General features: G+C 60.2%; 11 protein-coding genes. 6 read left to right on the forward strand and 5 right to left on the reverse strand.

Annotated elements, in window-relative coordinates:
* Nucleotides 1-27: 27 nt before the first annotated feature.
* Both pdeH and QMZ29_RS10600 read left to right on the forward strand, forming a co-directional pair.
* Nucleotides 28-819: a cyclic-guanylate-specific phosphodiesterase gene (pdeH, locus tag QMZ29_RS10595; protein WP_043142934.1), complete on the forward strand. Its 792-nt coding sequence runs from the start codon at nt 28-30 to the stop codon at nt 817-819.
* Nucleotides 820-909: 90 nt separating this feature from the next.
* Nucleotides 910-2,949, forward strand: coding sequence for an AsmA family protein (locus tag QMZ29_RS10600; RefSeq protein WP_261427310.1), 2,040 nt, complete (start codon nt 910-912; stop codon nt 2,947-2,949).
* Here QMZ29_RS10600 and QMZ29_RS10605 read toward each other — a convergent pair whose 3' ends face one another.
* The 3 genes from QMZ29_RS10605 to yhjD all read right to left on the reverse strand — a co-directional run bounded on the left by QMZ29_RS10605 (nt 2,950) and on the right by yhjD (nt 6,489).
* Nucleotides 2,950-3,717: a CDP-diacylglycerol diphosphatase gene (locus tag QMZ29_RS10605; protein ID WP_025304633.1), complete on the reverse strand. Its 768-nt coding sequence runs from the start codon at nt 3,715-3,717 to the stop codon at nt 2,950-2,952. It abuts the gene before it with no gap.
* A 100-nt stretch (nt 3,718-3,817) separates the two neighbouring features.
* Nucleotides 3,818-5,140 carry an MFS transporter gene (locus tag QMZ29_RS10610; RefSeq protein ID WP_016930463.1) on the reverse strand — a complete coding sequence of 441 codons (1,323 nt, stop codon included), beginning with the start codon at nt 5,138-5,140 and terminating at the stop codon, nt 3,818-3,820.
* Between the two features lie 329 nt (nt 5,141-5,469).
* Entirely contained in the window at nt 5,470-6,489 is a 1,020-nt protein-coding gene (yhjD, locus tag QMZ29_RS10615) for an inner membrane protein YhjD (protein ID WP_099817030.1), read from the reverse strand.
* Between the two features lie 341 nt (nt 6,490-6,830).
* Here yhjD and QMZ29_RS10620 point away from each other — a divergent pair, with 341 nt between their 5' ends.
* Entirely contained in the window at nt 6,831-7,697 is an 867-nt protein-coding gene (locus QMZ29_RS10620) for a crotonase/enoyl-CoA hydratase family protein (protein ID WP_025304631.1), read from the forward strand.
* Nucleotides 7,698-7,713: 16 nt separating this feature from the next.
* Here the strand turns inward: QMZ29_RS10620 and pdeR are convergent, their stop codons facing one another.
* On the reverse strand, nt 7,714-9,708 hold the full coding sequence (gene pdeR, locus QMZ29_RS10625; protein WP_025304630.1) for a cyclic di-GMP phosphodiesterase: 1,995 nt from the start codon (nt 9,706-9,708) through the stop codon (nt 7,714-7,716).
* Between the two features lie 536 nt (nt 9,709-10,244).
* Here pdeR and spy point away from each other — a divergent pair.
* On the forward strand, nt 10,245-10,736 hold the full coding sequence (spy, locus tag QMZ29_RS10630; protein WP_261427306.1) for an ATP-independent periplasmic protein-refolding chaperone Spy: 492 nt from the start codon (nt 10,245-10,247) through the stop codon (nt 10,734-10,736).
* A 94-nt stretch (nt 10,737-10,830) separates the two neighbouring features.
* Here the strand turns inward: spy and QMZ29_RS10635 are convergent, their stop codons facing one another.
* Nucleotides 10,831-12,048 carry a Tm-1-like ATP-binding domain-containing protein gene (locus QMZ29_RS10635; RefSeq protein WP_197837503.1) on the reverse strand — a complete coding sequence of 406 codons (1,218 nt, stop codon included), beginning with the start codon at nt 12,046-12,048 and terminating at the stop codon, nt 10,831-10,833.
* 263 nt (nt 12,049-12,311) lie between these two features.
* Between QMZ29_RS10635 and QMZ29_RS10640 the strand changes: the two genes are divergently transcribed.
* Both QMZ29_RS10640 and QMZ29_RS10645 read left to right on the forward strand, forming a co-directional pair.
* Entirely contained in the window at nt 12,312-12,950 is a 639-nt protein-coding gene (locus QMZ29_RS10640; protein ID WP_261427302.1) for a TetR/AcrR family transcriptional regulator, read from the forward strand.
* Between the two features lie 478 nt (nt 12,951-13,428).
* A partial coding sequence (locus QMZ29_RS10645; RefSeq protein WP_283225770.1) for an autotransporter serine protease occupies nt 13,429-15,522 on the forward strand: 2,094 nt, incomplete at its 3' end.

Raw genomic sequence — 15,522 nt, forward strand, 5'->3', positions numbered from 1 at the left:
CACTTCCCCGCCACGGCGATAGTACCGATGATAACCAACCTGATCTCGGGTCTGCTGGCGCCCTGTTTTGCCCTCTATGCCTGCGCCAAATCGCGGCGCTACTGGCGGCAATGCCGGCGCTTGTATACCTTCCAGCCGATTTATCGCACCAGCGGCGCGTTGCTGGCGGTGGAACTGCTGACGGCGGTGTATCACCCTAATGAGCCGGACAAACGGCAATCCCCGGAACAGTATTTTGCCTCGCTCGGCGTCGCCCAGCGTTTGCGGGTGATCCAGGAGCAGTTGGCGCTGTTGCAGCGCTGGCAGGCGTTGTTCATTCGCCACGCGGTGATGGTGTCGGTCAATATCGACGGTATGGCGCTGCAAGCGTTGCAGCGTCATGACGCGTTGCAACGGCAGATCGCCGAGATGCCCTACCTGCGCTTCGAGCTGGTGGAGCAAGCCGCAACGGCGTCAAACCGCCCGTTGCAGCAGATCGTCGGCGGCGAACGGCTGTGGCTGGACGATTTCGGCAGCGGGCTGGCCAACTTCTCCGCCGTCGGCGCCTGGCGCTATCAATACATCAAGGTGGCGCGCGAATTGTTCACCTTGCTTAAACAGTCGGAAGAGGGCGTACAGCTGCTCGGCACCCTGATCAAGATGATGAACCAGCACAGCGACGGGGTGATCGTCGAAGGCGTGGAAACCGAGCAGGAATGGCGGCTGGTGCAGCGTTCCGGCGCGTTGGCCGCGCAGGGCTACTATCTTTCCCGCCCGGCGTGCTTTGAAACTTTACACAGCGTACCGACGCTGTTCGCCGCGCCCGGCGCGCCGGCGTGAACTCCGGGCTATCCTCAGCTAGGCTTAAACGGGGCTGCTCATTCCTTTTCCTTTCATTCGGCAGCCCGGTTTATGTGCTGAGGGAGCCCTATGACAAGAACAGGAAAGGTTTTCAGCTGGCTGGGCGGCATTGTGCTGCTGGCGATCGTCGCGCTGGCGATCTTTATCGCCACCTTCGACTGGAATCGACTCAAGCCCACCATCAACGACAAAGTGTCGGCCGAACTGCGGCGGCCCTTCGCCATCCGCGGCGATCTGGGCGTCGATTGGTCGCGTAACCGGGATGAGGGCGGCTGGCGCGCCTGGGTGCCCTGGCCGCATATTCACGCCGAAGACGTGTGGTTGGGTAATCCGAAAAACATCCCCGGCGACAGCATGGTGACGCTGCAGCGCGTCGACGCCAGCATCGCACCGCTGGCGCTGCTGAGGAAAGAACTGCTGATCCCGCGCATCTGGCTCAAGCAGCCGAATGCGTCGTTGCAACGCCTGGCCAACGGCGACAACAACTGGACGTTTGACCTGGCCGGCGGCCAGGATCCCAAGCAGCCGCCTTCCGCCTGGTCGTTCACTGTGCACGATATCGTGTTCGACAAGGGACAGATCGCCTTTAAAGACGCCACGCTGAAGGCGGATTTCCGCGCCGTTATCGATCCGCTCGGCAAACCGCTGCCGTTCAGTGAAGTGACCGGCAAACAGCGCGGCGGCAAGGTCGCTACACCCGATTATGTTTTCGGCTGGCAAGTGAAAGGCAAATATAACGGCGAACCGCTGAGCGGCAGCGGCAAGATCGGCGGCATGCTGTCATTGCAGAGCGCCGATCTGCCGTTCCCGCTGCAGGCCGACGTGCGCTCCGGCAGCACCCGGGTGGCGGTGGCGGGCACCTTGTCCGATCCGCTGAACCTCGGCGGCCTGGACGTGCAGCTGAAATTTTCCGGTGAAAGCCTGGGGAATCTCTATGGCCTGACCGGCGTGCTGCTGCCGAACACGCCGCCGTATGCGACCGATGGCCATCTGATTGCCCGCCTGCACCAGCCGGGCGGCGCCGTGTTCGAATATCAGAAATTCGACGGCAAAATCGGCGACAGCGACATTCATGGCGACTTGAAATACGTTGCCGCTAAACCGCGGCCGACGCTGAGTGGCGCGGTGAGCTCCCGGCAGCTGAGGCTGGCGGATCTGGCGCCGCTGATCGGCGCGGATTCCAACGCTGCCAAAGCCGGCCGCGGCGAGAAGAGCCGCCAGCCGGCGGATAAGGTGCTGCCGGTTGAACAGTTCGATACGCAAAGCTGGAGCAAGATGGATGCGGACGTGAAGTTTGCCGCCGCGCGCATCGAGCGCGGCAGCGATTTACCGCTGAGCGATCTGGCCACGCACCTGAAGCTGAACAATGGCGAGTTGCGTCTGGATCCGCTGCGCTTCGGCATGGCGGGCGGCAGCCTGAACGCCGTGGTGCGCCTCGACGGCGGCAAAAAGCCGATGCGCGGCCAGGTAGATATGCACGCGCGCAAACTCCAGCTCAAACAGCTATTGCCTAACGTGGCGGCGATGAAGCGCAGCCTCGGGCAGATGAACGGCGACGCCAGGCTGACGGGCAGCGGTAATTCGGTGGCCGAGCTGCTGGCGACCAGCAACGGCGATCTGCGCCTGCTGATCAATAACGGGGTGATCAGCCGTAGCCTGATGGAGATCCTCGGTCTGAACGTCGGCAACTATCTGGTGGCGCAATTGTTCGGTGACGACGTGGTAGGCATCAACTGCGCGGCGGCGGACGTCGGCATCCGCAGCGGCGTCGCCGCGCCGCGGCTGTTCGTGTTCGACACCGAGAACGCGGTGATCAACATCACCGGCAACACTAACCTCGCCACAGAGCGGCTGGATTTATCCATCGATCCGGAAAGCAAGGGGATGCGCGTGCTGACCCTGCGATCGCCGCTGTACGTGAAAGGCACCTTCAAGCACCCGGACGCCGGGGTGAAAGCCGGGCCGCTGATCGCGCGCGGCGCGGCGGCGGTGGCGTTGGGGGCGGTGCTGACGCCGGCGGCGGCGCTGCTGGCGCTGGTCTCGCCCAGTGAAGGCGGCGAGGAGAACCAGTGCGGGCAGATCCTGCGGGAGATGAAAGGCAAAAAATAATCAGGCGCGCGGCGGTGGCGTAAGCAGCCGGCAGTCGTGATCCTGGATCTCTTCCGCCGAGGCCAGGGTGAACGGCAGCAGGCTGCGCTCGGTCGCCAGCAGCAGGAAATCGCCGTCCGGCAGCGCGGTCATCGCCAGGCCGAAGCTGCCCATGCGCCCGTCGGCGCGCGGCAGGCCGGCAGCCAACAGGCGGAAGGCGCCCTGTTGCTCCAGCTCGGCAGGGGTTACCCGCCGCCCCAGATAGTCATGCCCCAACAGGCCGCCGGGCAGCGGTTGCCATTGCTCGATGAAATCGGGGCCGATCTGCGCCAAGCGCTGTTTTACCGCCGGCAACAGGCAGGAGATATGAATGTGCAGCTGGTTTTGCGTGCGGCCATATTCCGAATTGATGGCCAGTGAAATATCACCGTCGTCGATGGGTTTGCCATAGCGTTCCGCCATCACGTGGCGCGCGCGCCAGGCCTGGGCGAAGAAATTCGGCGTGGCGGCATCCAGCACCGCCGGGCTTTCTATCCCGGTGATTTTGGCGCTGGGCATCAGCAGGTATTGCAGCGGTCCGTTGCGATCTTTAAACACCACGAAGCCGGCCTGCACATCCACCTGCTTGCAGGGCGCCGGGTTGTCATGCGCTTGCTGATTGGGCAGACATTGCTGGCTGACGATGCGCCACAGCGCATCGGGATGGTCGGGCTTCAACCCGTAATAGAGCGCGATGGCGAGAGCCGCCAGCAGCGCAACGCAGACAAATACCCCACGACGCAGAGACATCGGCCGATCCTGTTACCGAGAGAAACGACCAGCATAGCCCGGTTTTATGACAGGAAACGAACAACGCGTGCGGCCCCCGCAGTGAGGGGGCCGCAGGGGATCACAGCGACTGGTGGCGGGTTTCTTTCATCAACAGCAGAGCCAGTAGCGTCAACCCGGCCATTGCCGCCAGGTACATGCCGACGTAGAACAGCCCGTAATGGGCCGCCAGCCAGGTGGCGATATAAGGCGCCACGGACGCGCCGAGGATCGACGCGACGTTGTAGGAGAACGACGCGCCGGTATAGCGCACTTCGGTAGGGAACAGCTCCGGCAGCAGCGCGCCCATCGGGCCAAAGGTCAGCCCCATGATGCTCAGGCCGCACAGCAGGAAGCCCATTACCAGCGCCTGGTTGCCGGAGCCCAGCAGGGTCGGGAACAGAAACGCGAAGCCGATCATCAGCAGGGTAATGGCGATCATGGTCTTGCGGCGGCCGAACGCGTCCGCCAGCAGGCCGGCGATCGGCACCATCACGCCGAAACCGATCACCGCCACCATCAGCATCCACAGGAAGCTGTTACGGGAGTAGCCGAGGCCCAGCGGCTGCGGCGCGGTGCCGTAGGTCATCGAATACACCGTCATCAGATAAAACAGCGTGTAGGTCGCCAGCATGATGAAGGTGCCGAGGATGGTGGCTTTCAGATGCTTGCTCAGCAGCGTGCCGAGCGGCACTTTTACCTGTTTGCCGGCCTTGGCCGCTTTGGCGAACACCGGCGTTTCATGCAGTGATACCCGCACGTACAGGCCAATCAGCACCAGCGCGGCGGAGAGAATGAACGGCACGCGCCAGCCCCATTCCATAAACTGCTGATCGCTCAGCAGCCAGGAGAGCAGCAGGAAGGTGCCGTTGGCGAAGAAGAAGCCGATCGGGGCGCCCAACTGGGGGAAAGAGCCGTATAGCGCGCGCTTTTTGGCCGGCGCGTTCTCCGTTGCCAACAGGGCGGCGCCGCCCCATTCGCCGCCCAGCCCCAGACCCTGGCCAAAGCGCGCCAGCGCCAGCAGGATAGGGGCGAAGATGCCGATGGTTTCATAGCTCGGCAGCAGGCCGATCAGCACGGTGGAAATCCCCATGGTCAGCAGCGAGGCGACCAGCGTCACCTTGCGCCCCACGCGATCGCCGAAGTGGCCGAACAGCGCAGAGCCGATAGGCCGCGCGACAAAGGCGACGGCGAAGGTGGCCAGCGACTGCAGCGTCGCGGTGGTCGGGTCGCCCTGCGGGAAGAAGATGTGCGGGAACACGATCACCGCGGCGGTGGCATAGATGTAAAAGTCGAAGAACTCGATGGCGGTGCCGACCAGCGAGGCGACGATGACTTTCCCGCGGGAATTCACCGGTGTAGACGCGTCGTCGGCGTCGAGTGGGGGTGCGATGGTGGCTTGCATATCTATTTCTTATTGTTGGAGGGGGTAAAAATCCATCTTAGTGACAGCATTCCGCCTTTTCAACGCTGTAACTCTGGGCTGCGCCGCCGCTAACCGGTTAAAAAGACTAATGTTTTACCGGGCTTCTTTTCTGTAGCGTTAAACGTTGAGAAATGGGTTTCATACAGAGGGAATGGCTGTAAAAACGGGAAAGAAAAGTGAATGGGTAGTTTGTTATGCTGGTTTTCCGAATGTCATGCCGCATGATTTAGAGGGATTGACTGGGTTTTTGCTTATTAACCAGAGGAAAGTGCCGGCGTGTGCGATAACACCGGCACGATTGCGTGGCTTCAGGGGGCCGGTGGCTCGCGTTCCGGCAAGGCTTTGTCGCCTTTGTAGTCGGCGGTAGCGATCCAGGCGGCACAAAACAGCGTCAAACGGGCGAAGAAGTAGAAGAACGCCATCAGCCCGATCACCGAGCCAAAGGCCGCGCCGGAAGGCGATTTCGCCACCTGCGGCAGCGTCATCGTCATCACGAACTTGATCACCTCAAATCCGATGGCGGCGAGCAAGGTACCGCGCAGCAGCGCTTTTTTCTTCGGTTTGTGGCGCGGCAGCATCCAGAAAATCCACAGGAACAGCAGATAGTTGGCGAAAATCGAGATCGACAGCGCGATCGTCGTCAACGCCGGCCGCAGCCATTCGATGCCGTCCAACCCCAGCGCGTTGACGATCGCCGCCTGTGCCGATCCGGCGACCGAGGTCAGCGACAGCGTAATGATCAGCGCGACCACCAGGCCGGTCAGCGAGATGAAGTCGCGGGTGTACTTGAAATAGATTTTCTCCTGATCCTGCGGATTGCGCTCCCAGACGTCACGCGACTGTGCGCGGATCGCCTCGCGCAGGTTGCCCATCCAACTGATGCCGGAATAGAGCGCCAGCGCCAGACCGGTCAACCCCACGGTGGTACGCTGCTGAATGGCGGTGTTGACGGTGTTCTTCAGCGTGCTGGCCAGCGTCGGATCGCTGATGCTGCCGACGATCCGGTTGATCAATTGGGCCAGCAGATCCGGGTTGGAGGCCAGCACGAAACCGGCGGCGGCGAATGACACCATCAGGATCGGGATCAGCGAGAGGAATGAAAAATAGGTGATGGCGGCGCCGAACTGGCTACCCAGCCGATCGTTAAAGCGTTCGGCCGCGCGCAGCAGGTGCGCAACGCTCGGCCAGGCTTTGATGCGTTCAATCAGACGTGAAAAACCACCAATGCGGCGGTCGAGGGTCTCATGGCCGGTCTTGATGGCGATAAGCGGCTTCGGCGGCGTGTCTTGTGCGGGCTGGCGGCGTTCCTGGTCTGGTCCTGTAGGCATTACTTCACGATTTCCTTAACGTTAAACGGCATGTATCCGTATTGATTATAGCCAAAGCCTCGCGGCGTTTTGAGCGCCGGGGCGGCAAACGGTCAATTTCCGAGCTTAACGCGTTAGCGCCTGGCATGAAATGCCGACGATGGCGCGATAGGTAAAATTCCTATGAAAAGCCCGTGGCGCCTCGGTTTTTTTCACTTCCCTACCTCCAATTTTTATCTGTTTCGTCGGCGAGAAAGCGTTTACTCATGATGTGGCGTCGCGCTTTACCGACCGCCGCTCCGCTGCAGCCGTAGGGGCTGGAACGGTCTCATCCGTCATCAACAGAAAAACTGGAAGGTCTTATGAAATTGCTTAATCACCCCACCTGCCGTCCGTTTACCGAAGCGGGCAATCTGTCGCAGCTTTCCGCCTACTATGAAGAGGAGAGGCATATCATGTGGATGCTGCTGCGCGCTGCGCCCCGCCCCTGCTTCAACCAGGCGCTGATCGAAGACATCATGACGCTGGCGCAGGCGGCGAAGGAGTCTTCGCTGCGATTCGATTTCTGGGTCACCGGCTCGCTGGTGCCGAACATGTTCAACGTCGGCGGCGATCTGCAGTTCTTCGCCGAAGCGATCAAAAACCGCAGGCGCGAGGCGATGATGGCCTACGCACGGGCCTGCATCGACTGTGTGCATGCCGCTGCGCGCGGTTTCGACACCGGCGCGGTCAGCATTGCCATGGTTGAAGGTAGCGCGCTGGGCGGTGGCTTTGAAGCGGCGCTGGCGCACCATTTCGTGTTGGCGCAGAACAATGCGCGCATGGGGTTCCCGGAGATCGCGTTCAACCTGTTTCCCGGCATGGGCGGTTACTCGCTGGTGGCGCGCAAGGCGGGCATGCGCTTGGCTGAGGAGCTGATTTGGGGCGGCGAGTCGCACACCGCAGAGTGGTTCGAGAGCCGCGGGCTGGTGGATCAGCTGTTCCAGCCCGGCGATGCCTATATGGCGACGCGCACTTTCATCGATACCATCCGGCCGAAGCTCAACGGCATGCGCGCCATGCTGCGGGCGCGTCAGCGCGTATTGCAACTGACGCGTTCCGAGCTGATGGATATTACCGAGGATTGGGTCCACTCGGCCTTCACCATTGAGGAAAAAGATCGCGCCTACATTGAGCGGCTGGTGATGTTGCAGGATCGCCACACCCTGAACCTGCGTCGTGCCGGCTAACGTTAACGCGCCCGCCTCACGCGGAAGGTGAGCGCGGGCGATAGGACTGCAGCCAATGCTCCAGCTGTTCCGGGAGCATTGGCCGCGCAAACAGAAAGCCCTGTTTTTCGTCCACGCCGACCTCGTCGAGGAAGTGGTTTTCGCTCTCGGTCTCTACCCCTTCGGCGATCACCCGGAAGGCCAGCGCCTCCGCCGCCGCGACGATCGCGCGTACCAGGGATTGCGATACCGGATTGAAATTCACCCCGCGCACGAAGCTTTTATCCAGCTTGATGGCGTCCAGAGGTATACGCGCCAGCTGCGCCAGTGACGAATAGCCGGTGCCGAAGTCGTCGAGATGCACCTGCGCGCCCAGTTCGCGTAGCCGGGTGATCAGCGCGCGCGCGCGGTTCTCGTCTTCAATCAGACTGCTTTCGGTCAGCTCGAAGTCCAGCAGACAGGGGGCCATGCGATGATGACGCAGCACCCCGAGCAGGTCGTTGACGATGCCGTCGTCGGCCAACTGCCGGGCGGAGAGGTTGACCGCTACCCGCAGGTTCAATCCCTGTTCTTGCCACTGCGCTGCCTGGCTGGCGGCGGTCTGCAGCACCCATTGGCCCAGCGGGCCGATCAGGCCGGACTCCTCGGCGTAGGAGATGAACTGCAGCGGCGGGATCAGGCCGCGCTCCGGCGAATCCCAGCGCACCAGCGCTTCCACGCTGTGCACTTCGCCGCTGCGCGCGTCGATTTTAGGCTGGTAATACAACACCAGCTGATTTTGCTCCAGCCCTTTACGCAGATTGGTGTCCAGCCACATGTATTCGGCGACGCGTTTGTTCATCTCCGGCGAGAAGACGGTATAGGTGCGTTTGCCGTGCTCCTTGGCGACGTACATGGCGGTATCGGCGCTGCGGATCAGGCTGTCGAGATCGTTGCCGTGCTCCGGGCACAGCGCGATACCGATCGAACAGCCGGTATACACCTCAATCAGGCCGATGCGGAAAGGGGTTTTCAGCCTGTCGATAATGCGCTGCGCCAGCGTTTGCAGGCGCTCGCGATCGGTTTGCGGCGCCAGCACCAGAAATTCGTCGCCGCCGAGGCGGGCGAGCACCTGATCCGGGCTCAGGCAGCCGAGGATCGCCAGCGCGACTTCGACCAGCAGCCGATCGCCGAACATATGGCCGTAGGCGTCGTTGACCTTTTTGAAGTTGTCGAGATCGAGGTACACCAGGCCGAAGCTCTCTTCGCTGCGCGTAGCGATGGCGTGGTTGATCTTATCCTGGATGGCGTTACGGTTAGGCAGGCCGGTGATAAGATCGGTGTTGGCCAGCACCCGCAGCCGTTCCTGCGCACGGCGTTCTTCGGTGATGTCGGTGCCGGAGCAGATCAAAAACACCTCGTTCTTGCCGCTGCCGCTGTGCACGAACTTATTGCGGAACAGAAACAGCCGTTCGCCCTTGACCGTCTTTACCCAACGCTCCACCTCATAAGACGATCCGTTGCGGAAGAAGCCGGCGATGTTGCGCCGCGAGGCGGCGGCTTCTTCCGGGCTCATAAACAGCTGGAAAACGTTTTTGCCGATCACCTCGTGTTCGTGCAGCCCGGTGTACTCCTCGCTCAGCCGGTTGAAACGCTGAATGCGGCCATGCTGATCGACGATCACGATCACCGAGTTGGCTTCGGACACCACCTGCTCGGCAAAGGAGAGGCCGTGCACCAGATCGCGCGCCACGGATGGGGTGTCGCTGAAGGCGGAAGCGGTGCCCGCCCATTCGAGGTTGTTGACGCGGCGCCCGACCAGATGCAGATGCAGCGGTTCGCCAGCCAGCGTAATGGTCAGCTCAAGGCTGGCGGTTACGCCGGTTAGACGGCGAATTTTCGCCGCGTCCATGGCGCTGAGTGCCACCGCGACGTGGGCTTTGCCCTTAACGGCGGACAGCTCCAGGGCATTGCTGTCAAACGCCAGCCGCCAGTGGGGGCTTTGGGTGCCGAAGTGGGCGTTAAGAAGCTCAGGGCCTTGGTCTGCGGGCATGATGATTCCTCAAAAGAGCACGGGCGGCCGGTCGGCGCAGCTCCGGGCAGCCTGTTGGCCCGAAAGCGATCGCCGTACGCATCTGTGCATCATATAACAGGTTTTTGCAGGCGGGACGGGTGATGGAAACTATTATATAAGCAATGATTAGTTTTGCGGTGTAAATGTCGCCCGGCGGCCGCTTGCCTTAAAGTGTAGGAGAACATCGGATCCTATGATGCTTGTACTGACTTCCCCCTGCTATCGGAAAACGGTTGAGGCAAGATTGCCGTGTTGGCGAGTAAATTATAGCGGTGAGGGGAAAGCGGAAAAATAACTCCACCGGGGGGATTTTTGCCGAGAAATTAAAATTTCCATCAAATAAACGCCATCTTCATAGTTTTCTCATAATTGGTGAATAAATCCGAGACGGGTTTTAAAAAGTTTACACACCCTCGCATTACTTGAATTTTATCAGCCTATTATTATCTCCGACGACGAATGAGCCTGTTAACGTACAGCGCTCCTGATGAAGAAAAACTTTTAAGGAAATGATTATGCGTAAATTGACGGCTTTATTTATTGCTTCCACGCTGGCTCTGGGTTCTGCTTCCGCGGCGTTCGCCGCCGATACGGTGGCTGCCCCGGCGGCGGATGGCGCGCCGATGAAAATGATGCATCACAAGGGTGAAGGTAAAGGCGGCCCGTTCGCCGGGTTGAACCTGACCGAGCAGCAGCGCCAGCAGATGCGCGATATCATGAAAGAGTCGCACCAGAAGCGCGGGCCGGGCATGAAAGAAGAACGCCAGGCGCTGCACAATCTGGTCGCTTCCGACAGCTTTGACGAAGCGAAGGCGAAGGCGCAAATTGACGCGATCGGCAAAGCACAATCCGAACGCATGCTGGAACGCGCCAAAGCGGAAAATAAAATGTATAACCTGCTGACGCCTGAGCAGAAAAAACAATACAATGAGAATTATCAGAAACGCGAGCAAAAGATGATGAACCACATGAATAAAATGAAGGAGCAGATGTCCTCCGGTCAGTAATATCCGCTCGCGGTGAGTAAAAAAGGGCCAGGCTATTTGTCTGGCCCTTTTTCTATTTGGCGTTATCGCCGGCAGACTTTGTCGTGAGTGATAATCATTCTCCGCCGACAATGTGCCGGAAATGTTCGGCAACGGCCTGCGCAAAGCACGGGTCGTTAATATGATAAGGCGTTTTTATCAACCGGCGTTTGTCGGTGGCGTGCACCGTTTCTTCCAGCGCCTGCGTAAAGGCGGCCAGCGCCGCCGGATCCCAGAACGGTTGCCCGGGCGCATCCAAAGCCGATACGCCGCCCGTCGGGATAACGAAACGCACTTCGCCCGCGCAGGCGTTGATTTTTTCGCCCATCCAACGCCCCATTAACGCATTCTCCCGCGCGCTGGTACGCACCAGCGTCACTTGCGGGTTGTGATGGTGACGCAGACGGTTGGCATAGCGAGCCGGCACCGTATTCGGCGCGCCGAAGTTGATCATGTCTATCGCGCCACAGGAGAGCACGCACGGGATGCCGGTACGCGCGATGGCACCGAAACGATCCATATTGCAGGGCAGCACACCGCCAAACAGATAATCGGCCATTTCGGTGGTGGTCAAATCGATGGCGCCGTGCAGTTGGCGGTTATCGATCAGTTTTTCCAACGACCTGCCGCCGCTGCCGGTCGCATGAAACGTCAGACAATCCCATTGTGTTCCCAGTTCGGCCACCAACGCCTGAACGCAGGGCGTGGTGACGCCAAACGTCGTCAGGCCGATCGCGGGTTTGTTGTCGTGATAGTCGACGGCGGCGAAGTGCACTGCGCCGGCTATCTGGCGTGCCGCGTTGCCTAGCACCTGTCGCGAGATGCGGTTAAGACCGGCGAGATCGGTGACCGAATACAGCATGTTGATATCGCTGGCGCCGACATAGGCGGAAACGTCTCCTGCCGCCATGCTTGAGACCATTATTTTCGGCAGGCCAATCGGCAGCTGCTGCATGGCCGGCGTGATGATGGCGGTGCCGCCGGAGCCGCCCAGACCCAGCAAGGCGGCGATATCGCGGCGCGTCAGGATAAAACGTTCGAAAGCGGTCGCCATAGCGGCGATCGCCTGGCCGCGACTGGCGCAAAAGACCGCACCGGCGCCTGCCGGATGGTGGCGAGCAACGTCCTCTGGACCGATATCGGCCGGGGAGTCAAACGGCAAGCGACGAGTGGAAAGATCGACGGTTCGCGTGGGTAAATTCAGGGCAGCGATTAGCCGCCGTACATACTCCAACTCTTGTCCTTTCGTATCTGCTGTGGTAGCAATATAGACAAAATTTGAAGTTTCTTTCATGTGTCTTCCTGGGTGTTTCTAATTTTTATTTAAAAATCATTTTATTATATTTTTTAGGGTGCCCTGGTGTTGGCATTTAAATTAAATTGATTAATGTATTTATATAATGAGACGGCAGTATCATTTTTGCAAGGGCAGCTCAGTGCAAAATGGGACTCCTGTCTCATTTTTGAGCTTTTCAACGTGGCCGGCGCTTTGCCGGTAGCCAGTCGACAGAGGCGCATCCTCTGTTGCGCAAGCGTGTGCAGATGTATGAGGTTTAAGTGCCGATAAATGCTTTTCCCACCCCGTTCGATCCTTCACTGACTTCCACACGGGCAAAAACCTACCGTTTGTTGCTGGCCAGCGCGATGGCGCTGTATGACGAAGGGGCGTTTCCTTCGATCACCGAGCTGGCGGCGCATGCCCAGGTATCGCGCGCGACCGCCTACCGCTATTTCCCGACCCAAAGTGCGTTGATTACTGCGGTGGTGGCGGAAAGTCTGGGGCCTATTCTGGAATGGCGCCCGCAAGACGACGATGCCCTGAAGCGTATTCAGCAGCTGCTGACCTTCGCTTATCCCCAGATGGAGCGGCATGAGGGGGCGCTGCGCGCCGCCTTGCAACTCTCTTTACAGCAGTGGGCGCATGCGACGCCGGGCGAAAAATTTGTGCGCGGCAACCGCAAGCGGCTGCTGACGCTGGCGGTAGAACCGTTGCAGGGCAAACTGCCGCCGGATTCTATACAGAGAGTGATTCATGCTTTCTCGCTGATTTACGGTTCTGAGGTGTTCCTGGTGCTGAAAGATATCTGGGGACTGGAGCTTGGGGGGATCCAGGATGTCACGCAATGGATGGCTAAAGCCATCCTGCGTCAGGCGGAAGAGGATGCGATGCACAGCAAAAAAACATCAGCAGGATAATCCAATTTTTGCCGATGACCGAGTGAAAAACCAGCATAATTCACTGAGTGAATATTGGCAAAATTTATAATTAAAAGTGATAAAAGACGCCTGTTAAGCACTTTTCAGGCGGCCATCTCCTTCATTCGATCTTTGTTTATATTTTTATTTATCAGTGTATTAAGGTTTTTCCTCTCACTTTTTATCGCCGCTTCGCTACCGGCAAACGTCATTACCATTTCTTATTGGCGTTGGCCTGATTCACCCCTGAAACGTTCTCTCCCCCCGCCGAACTGCCGAGTGACACATTAAGCGCACTTGAGATTGTTGTGCTTTATTTATTTGGTGTTACCAAACTGTTACACAAAAAATCTTATAAAACATTTGCAAACAACAACGGACGGTATCTGGGATGGAGAAGAAACTTAGAGGAGTCAAATCCGCTCGGGCGGCCTTCGGCTGGCCTGAAATCGGAGTTCATCGCGCACAATGGAGCGCGATGCTGATCTGCCTGACGGCGATCGGCGGGGCGCAGGCCTCCAGCTATATAGAGAACGGCAAAGCGGGCGATCCGGCCAGTTGGCGCAGCAGTGAGTTCAACGCGGAATGGGGGCTGGGAGCGATCCACGCCGACCAGGCCTACGCCGCCGGTTATACCGGAAAAGGCATCAAACTCGGTATTTTCGATCAGCCAGTCTACGCCAAGCACCCCGAATTTTCCGGCCCAGATAAGGTGATCAATCTGGTTACCCATGGCACTCGCGAATACACCGATCCCTATATTCCGGTGAAAAAAGGCGATGACTTCCGCTATGACGGAACCCCGAGTGTGGACTCTGACGGTACGCTCGGCTCGCACGGCACCCACGTGGGCGGCATCGCCGCCGGCAGCCGCGACGGCGGCGCCATGCACGGCGTGGCGTTCAACGCGCAGATCATCAGCGCGGAAAACGGCGACCCCGGCCCGGAGGACGGCATCATCCTCGGTAACGACGGCGCGGTTTACCAGGCCGGCTGGGAGGCGCTGGTGGCCAGCGGCGCGCGCATCATCAATAACAGCTGGGGCATCGGCATTACCGATAAATTCGCCAAGGGAGGCAAAGATCCCGCTTATCCTCATTTCACGGTCGACGATGCGCAAAAGCAGTTCGATCAGATCAAGGTTATCTTGGGCACCAAGCCCGGCGGCGCCTATCAGGGCGCGATCGACGCGGCGCGCAGCGGCGTGGTCACCATCTTCGCCGCCGGTAACGATTACAACCTGAACAACCCGGACGCCATGGCCGGCCTGGCGTATTTCGTGCCGGATATCGCGCCGAACTGGCTGTCGGTCGCCAGCCTGCAGGATCCCACCAATAGCGGCGATTACAGCATCAGCACCTTCTCTTCCCGCTGCGGCTATACCGCCAGTTTGTGCGTCTCGGCACCGGGTACCCGGGTGTACAGCTCGGTGATTGAAGGCACCAGCGTGGAGAATCTGACGACTGGCTACGCCAAATACAGCGGTACCTCGATGGCGGCGCCGCACGTGGCCGGCAGCGTTGCGGTGCTGATGGAGCGTTTCCCGTATTTGAATGGCGCACAGGTGGCGGAAGTGCTGAAAACCACCGCCACCGACATGGGCGCGCCGGGCATCGACGCGCTCTACGGCTGGGGGATGATCAACCTGGGCAAGGCCATCAACGGCCCGGGCATGTTGGTGACCGCTGAGGATATTCCCGAAGAGTTCCGCATCCCGGATCCGACGGGCGTGGCTTATGGCCCGACCCAGTTCGTGGTCGATCTGCCGGGCGTCGGCGCGGTGCTGGACAAGGGTAAACCGACCGAGCGCGTCTGCAGCAGCGATCTTTGCGGCCTGGACTTCTGGAGCAACGACATCTCCGGCCACGGCGGCCTGACCAAGCAGGGCATCGGCACCCTGGTGCTGACCGGTAACAACACCTATGCCGGCCCGACGCTGGTCAATCAGGGGCGGCTGGCTGTCAACGGTTCGGTCACCTCGGCCGTCAGCGTGCAGAGCGGCGGTATTGTCGGCGGCAGTGGCACGGTCGGTTCGCTGACCGCCCGTGATGGCGGCACCGTGGCGCCGGGCAACTCGATCGGCACCCTGAACGTGGCCGGCAACGTCAGCTTCGAGCCGGGCTCGCGCTACGCGGTGGAAGTGGGCCCGAACGGCCAGAGCGATCGGATCCAGAGCAGCGGATCGGCGACGATCGGCGGCGGCGAGGTGGCGGTGACGCTGGAGAACAGCCCCAACCTGCTGACGCAAAGCGAGGTGCGCAGCCTGCTGGGCCAGCAGTACACCATTTTGAGCGCGCAGCAGGGGGTGAGCGGGCAGTTTGACGCGGTGGCGCCGAACTACCTGTTCCTCGGCACCGGGCTGAGCTACCAGCCGACCGGGGTGACGCTGAGCGTCGGGCGCAACGGCACGAGCTTCGCCAGCGTGGCGCAGACTTCGAACGAGCGGGCGGTGGCGGCGGCGGCGGATGCGCTGGCGGCGGGCAACCCGGTGTACGAGAGCCTGCTCAACAGCGGCACGGCGGGCGAAGCGCGGCAGGCGTTCCGTCAGCTGTCGGGGCAAATCCATGCGGAT

The sequence above is a fragment of the Serratia sp. PF-27 genome (assembly GCF_030053255.1).
GTDB lineage: Bacteria > Pseudomonadota > Gammaproteobacteria > Enterobacterales > Enterobacteriaceae > Serratia > Serratia bockelmannii.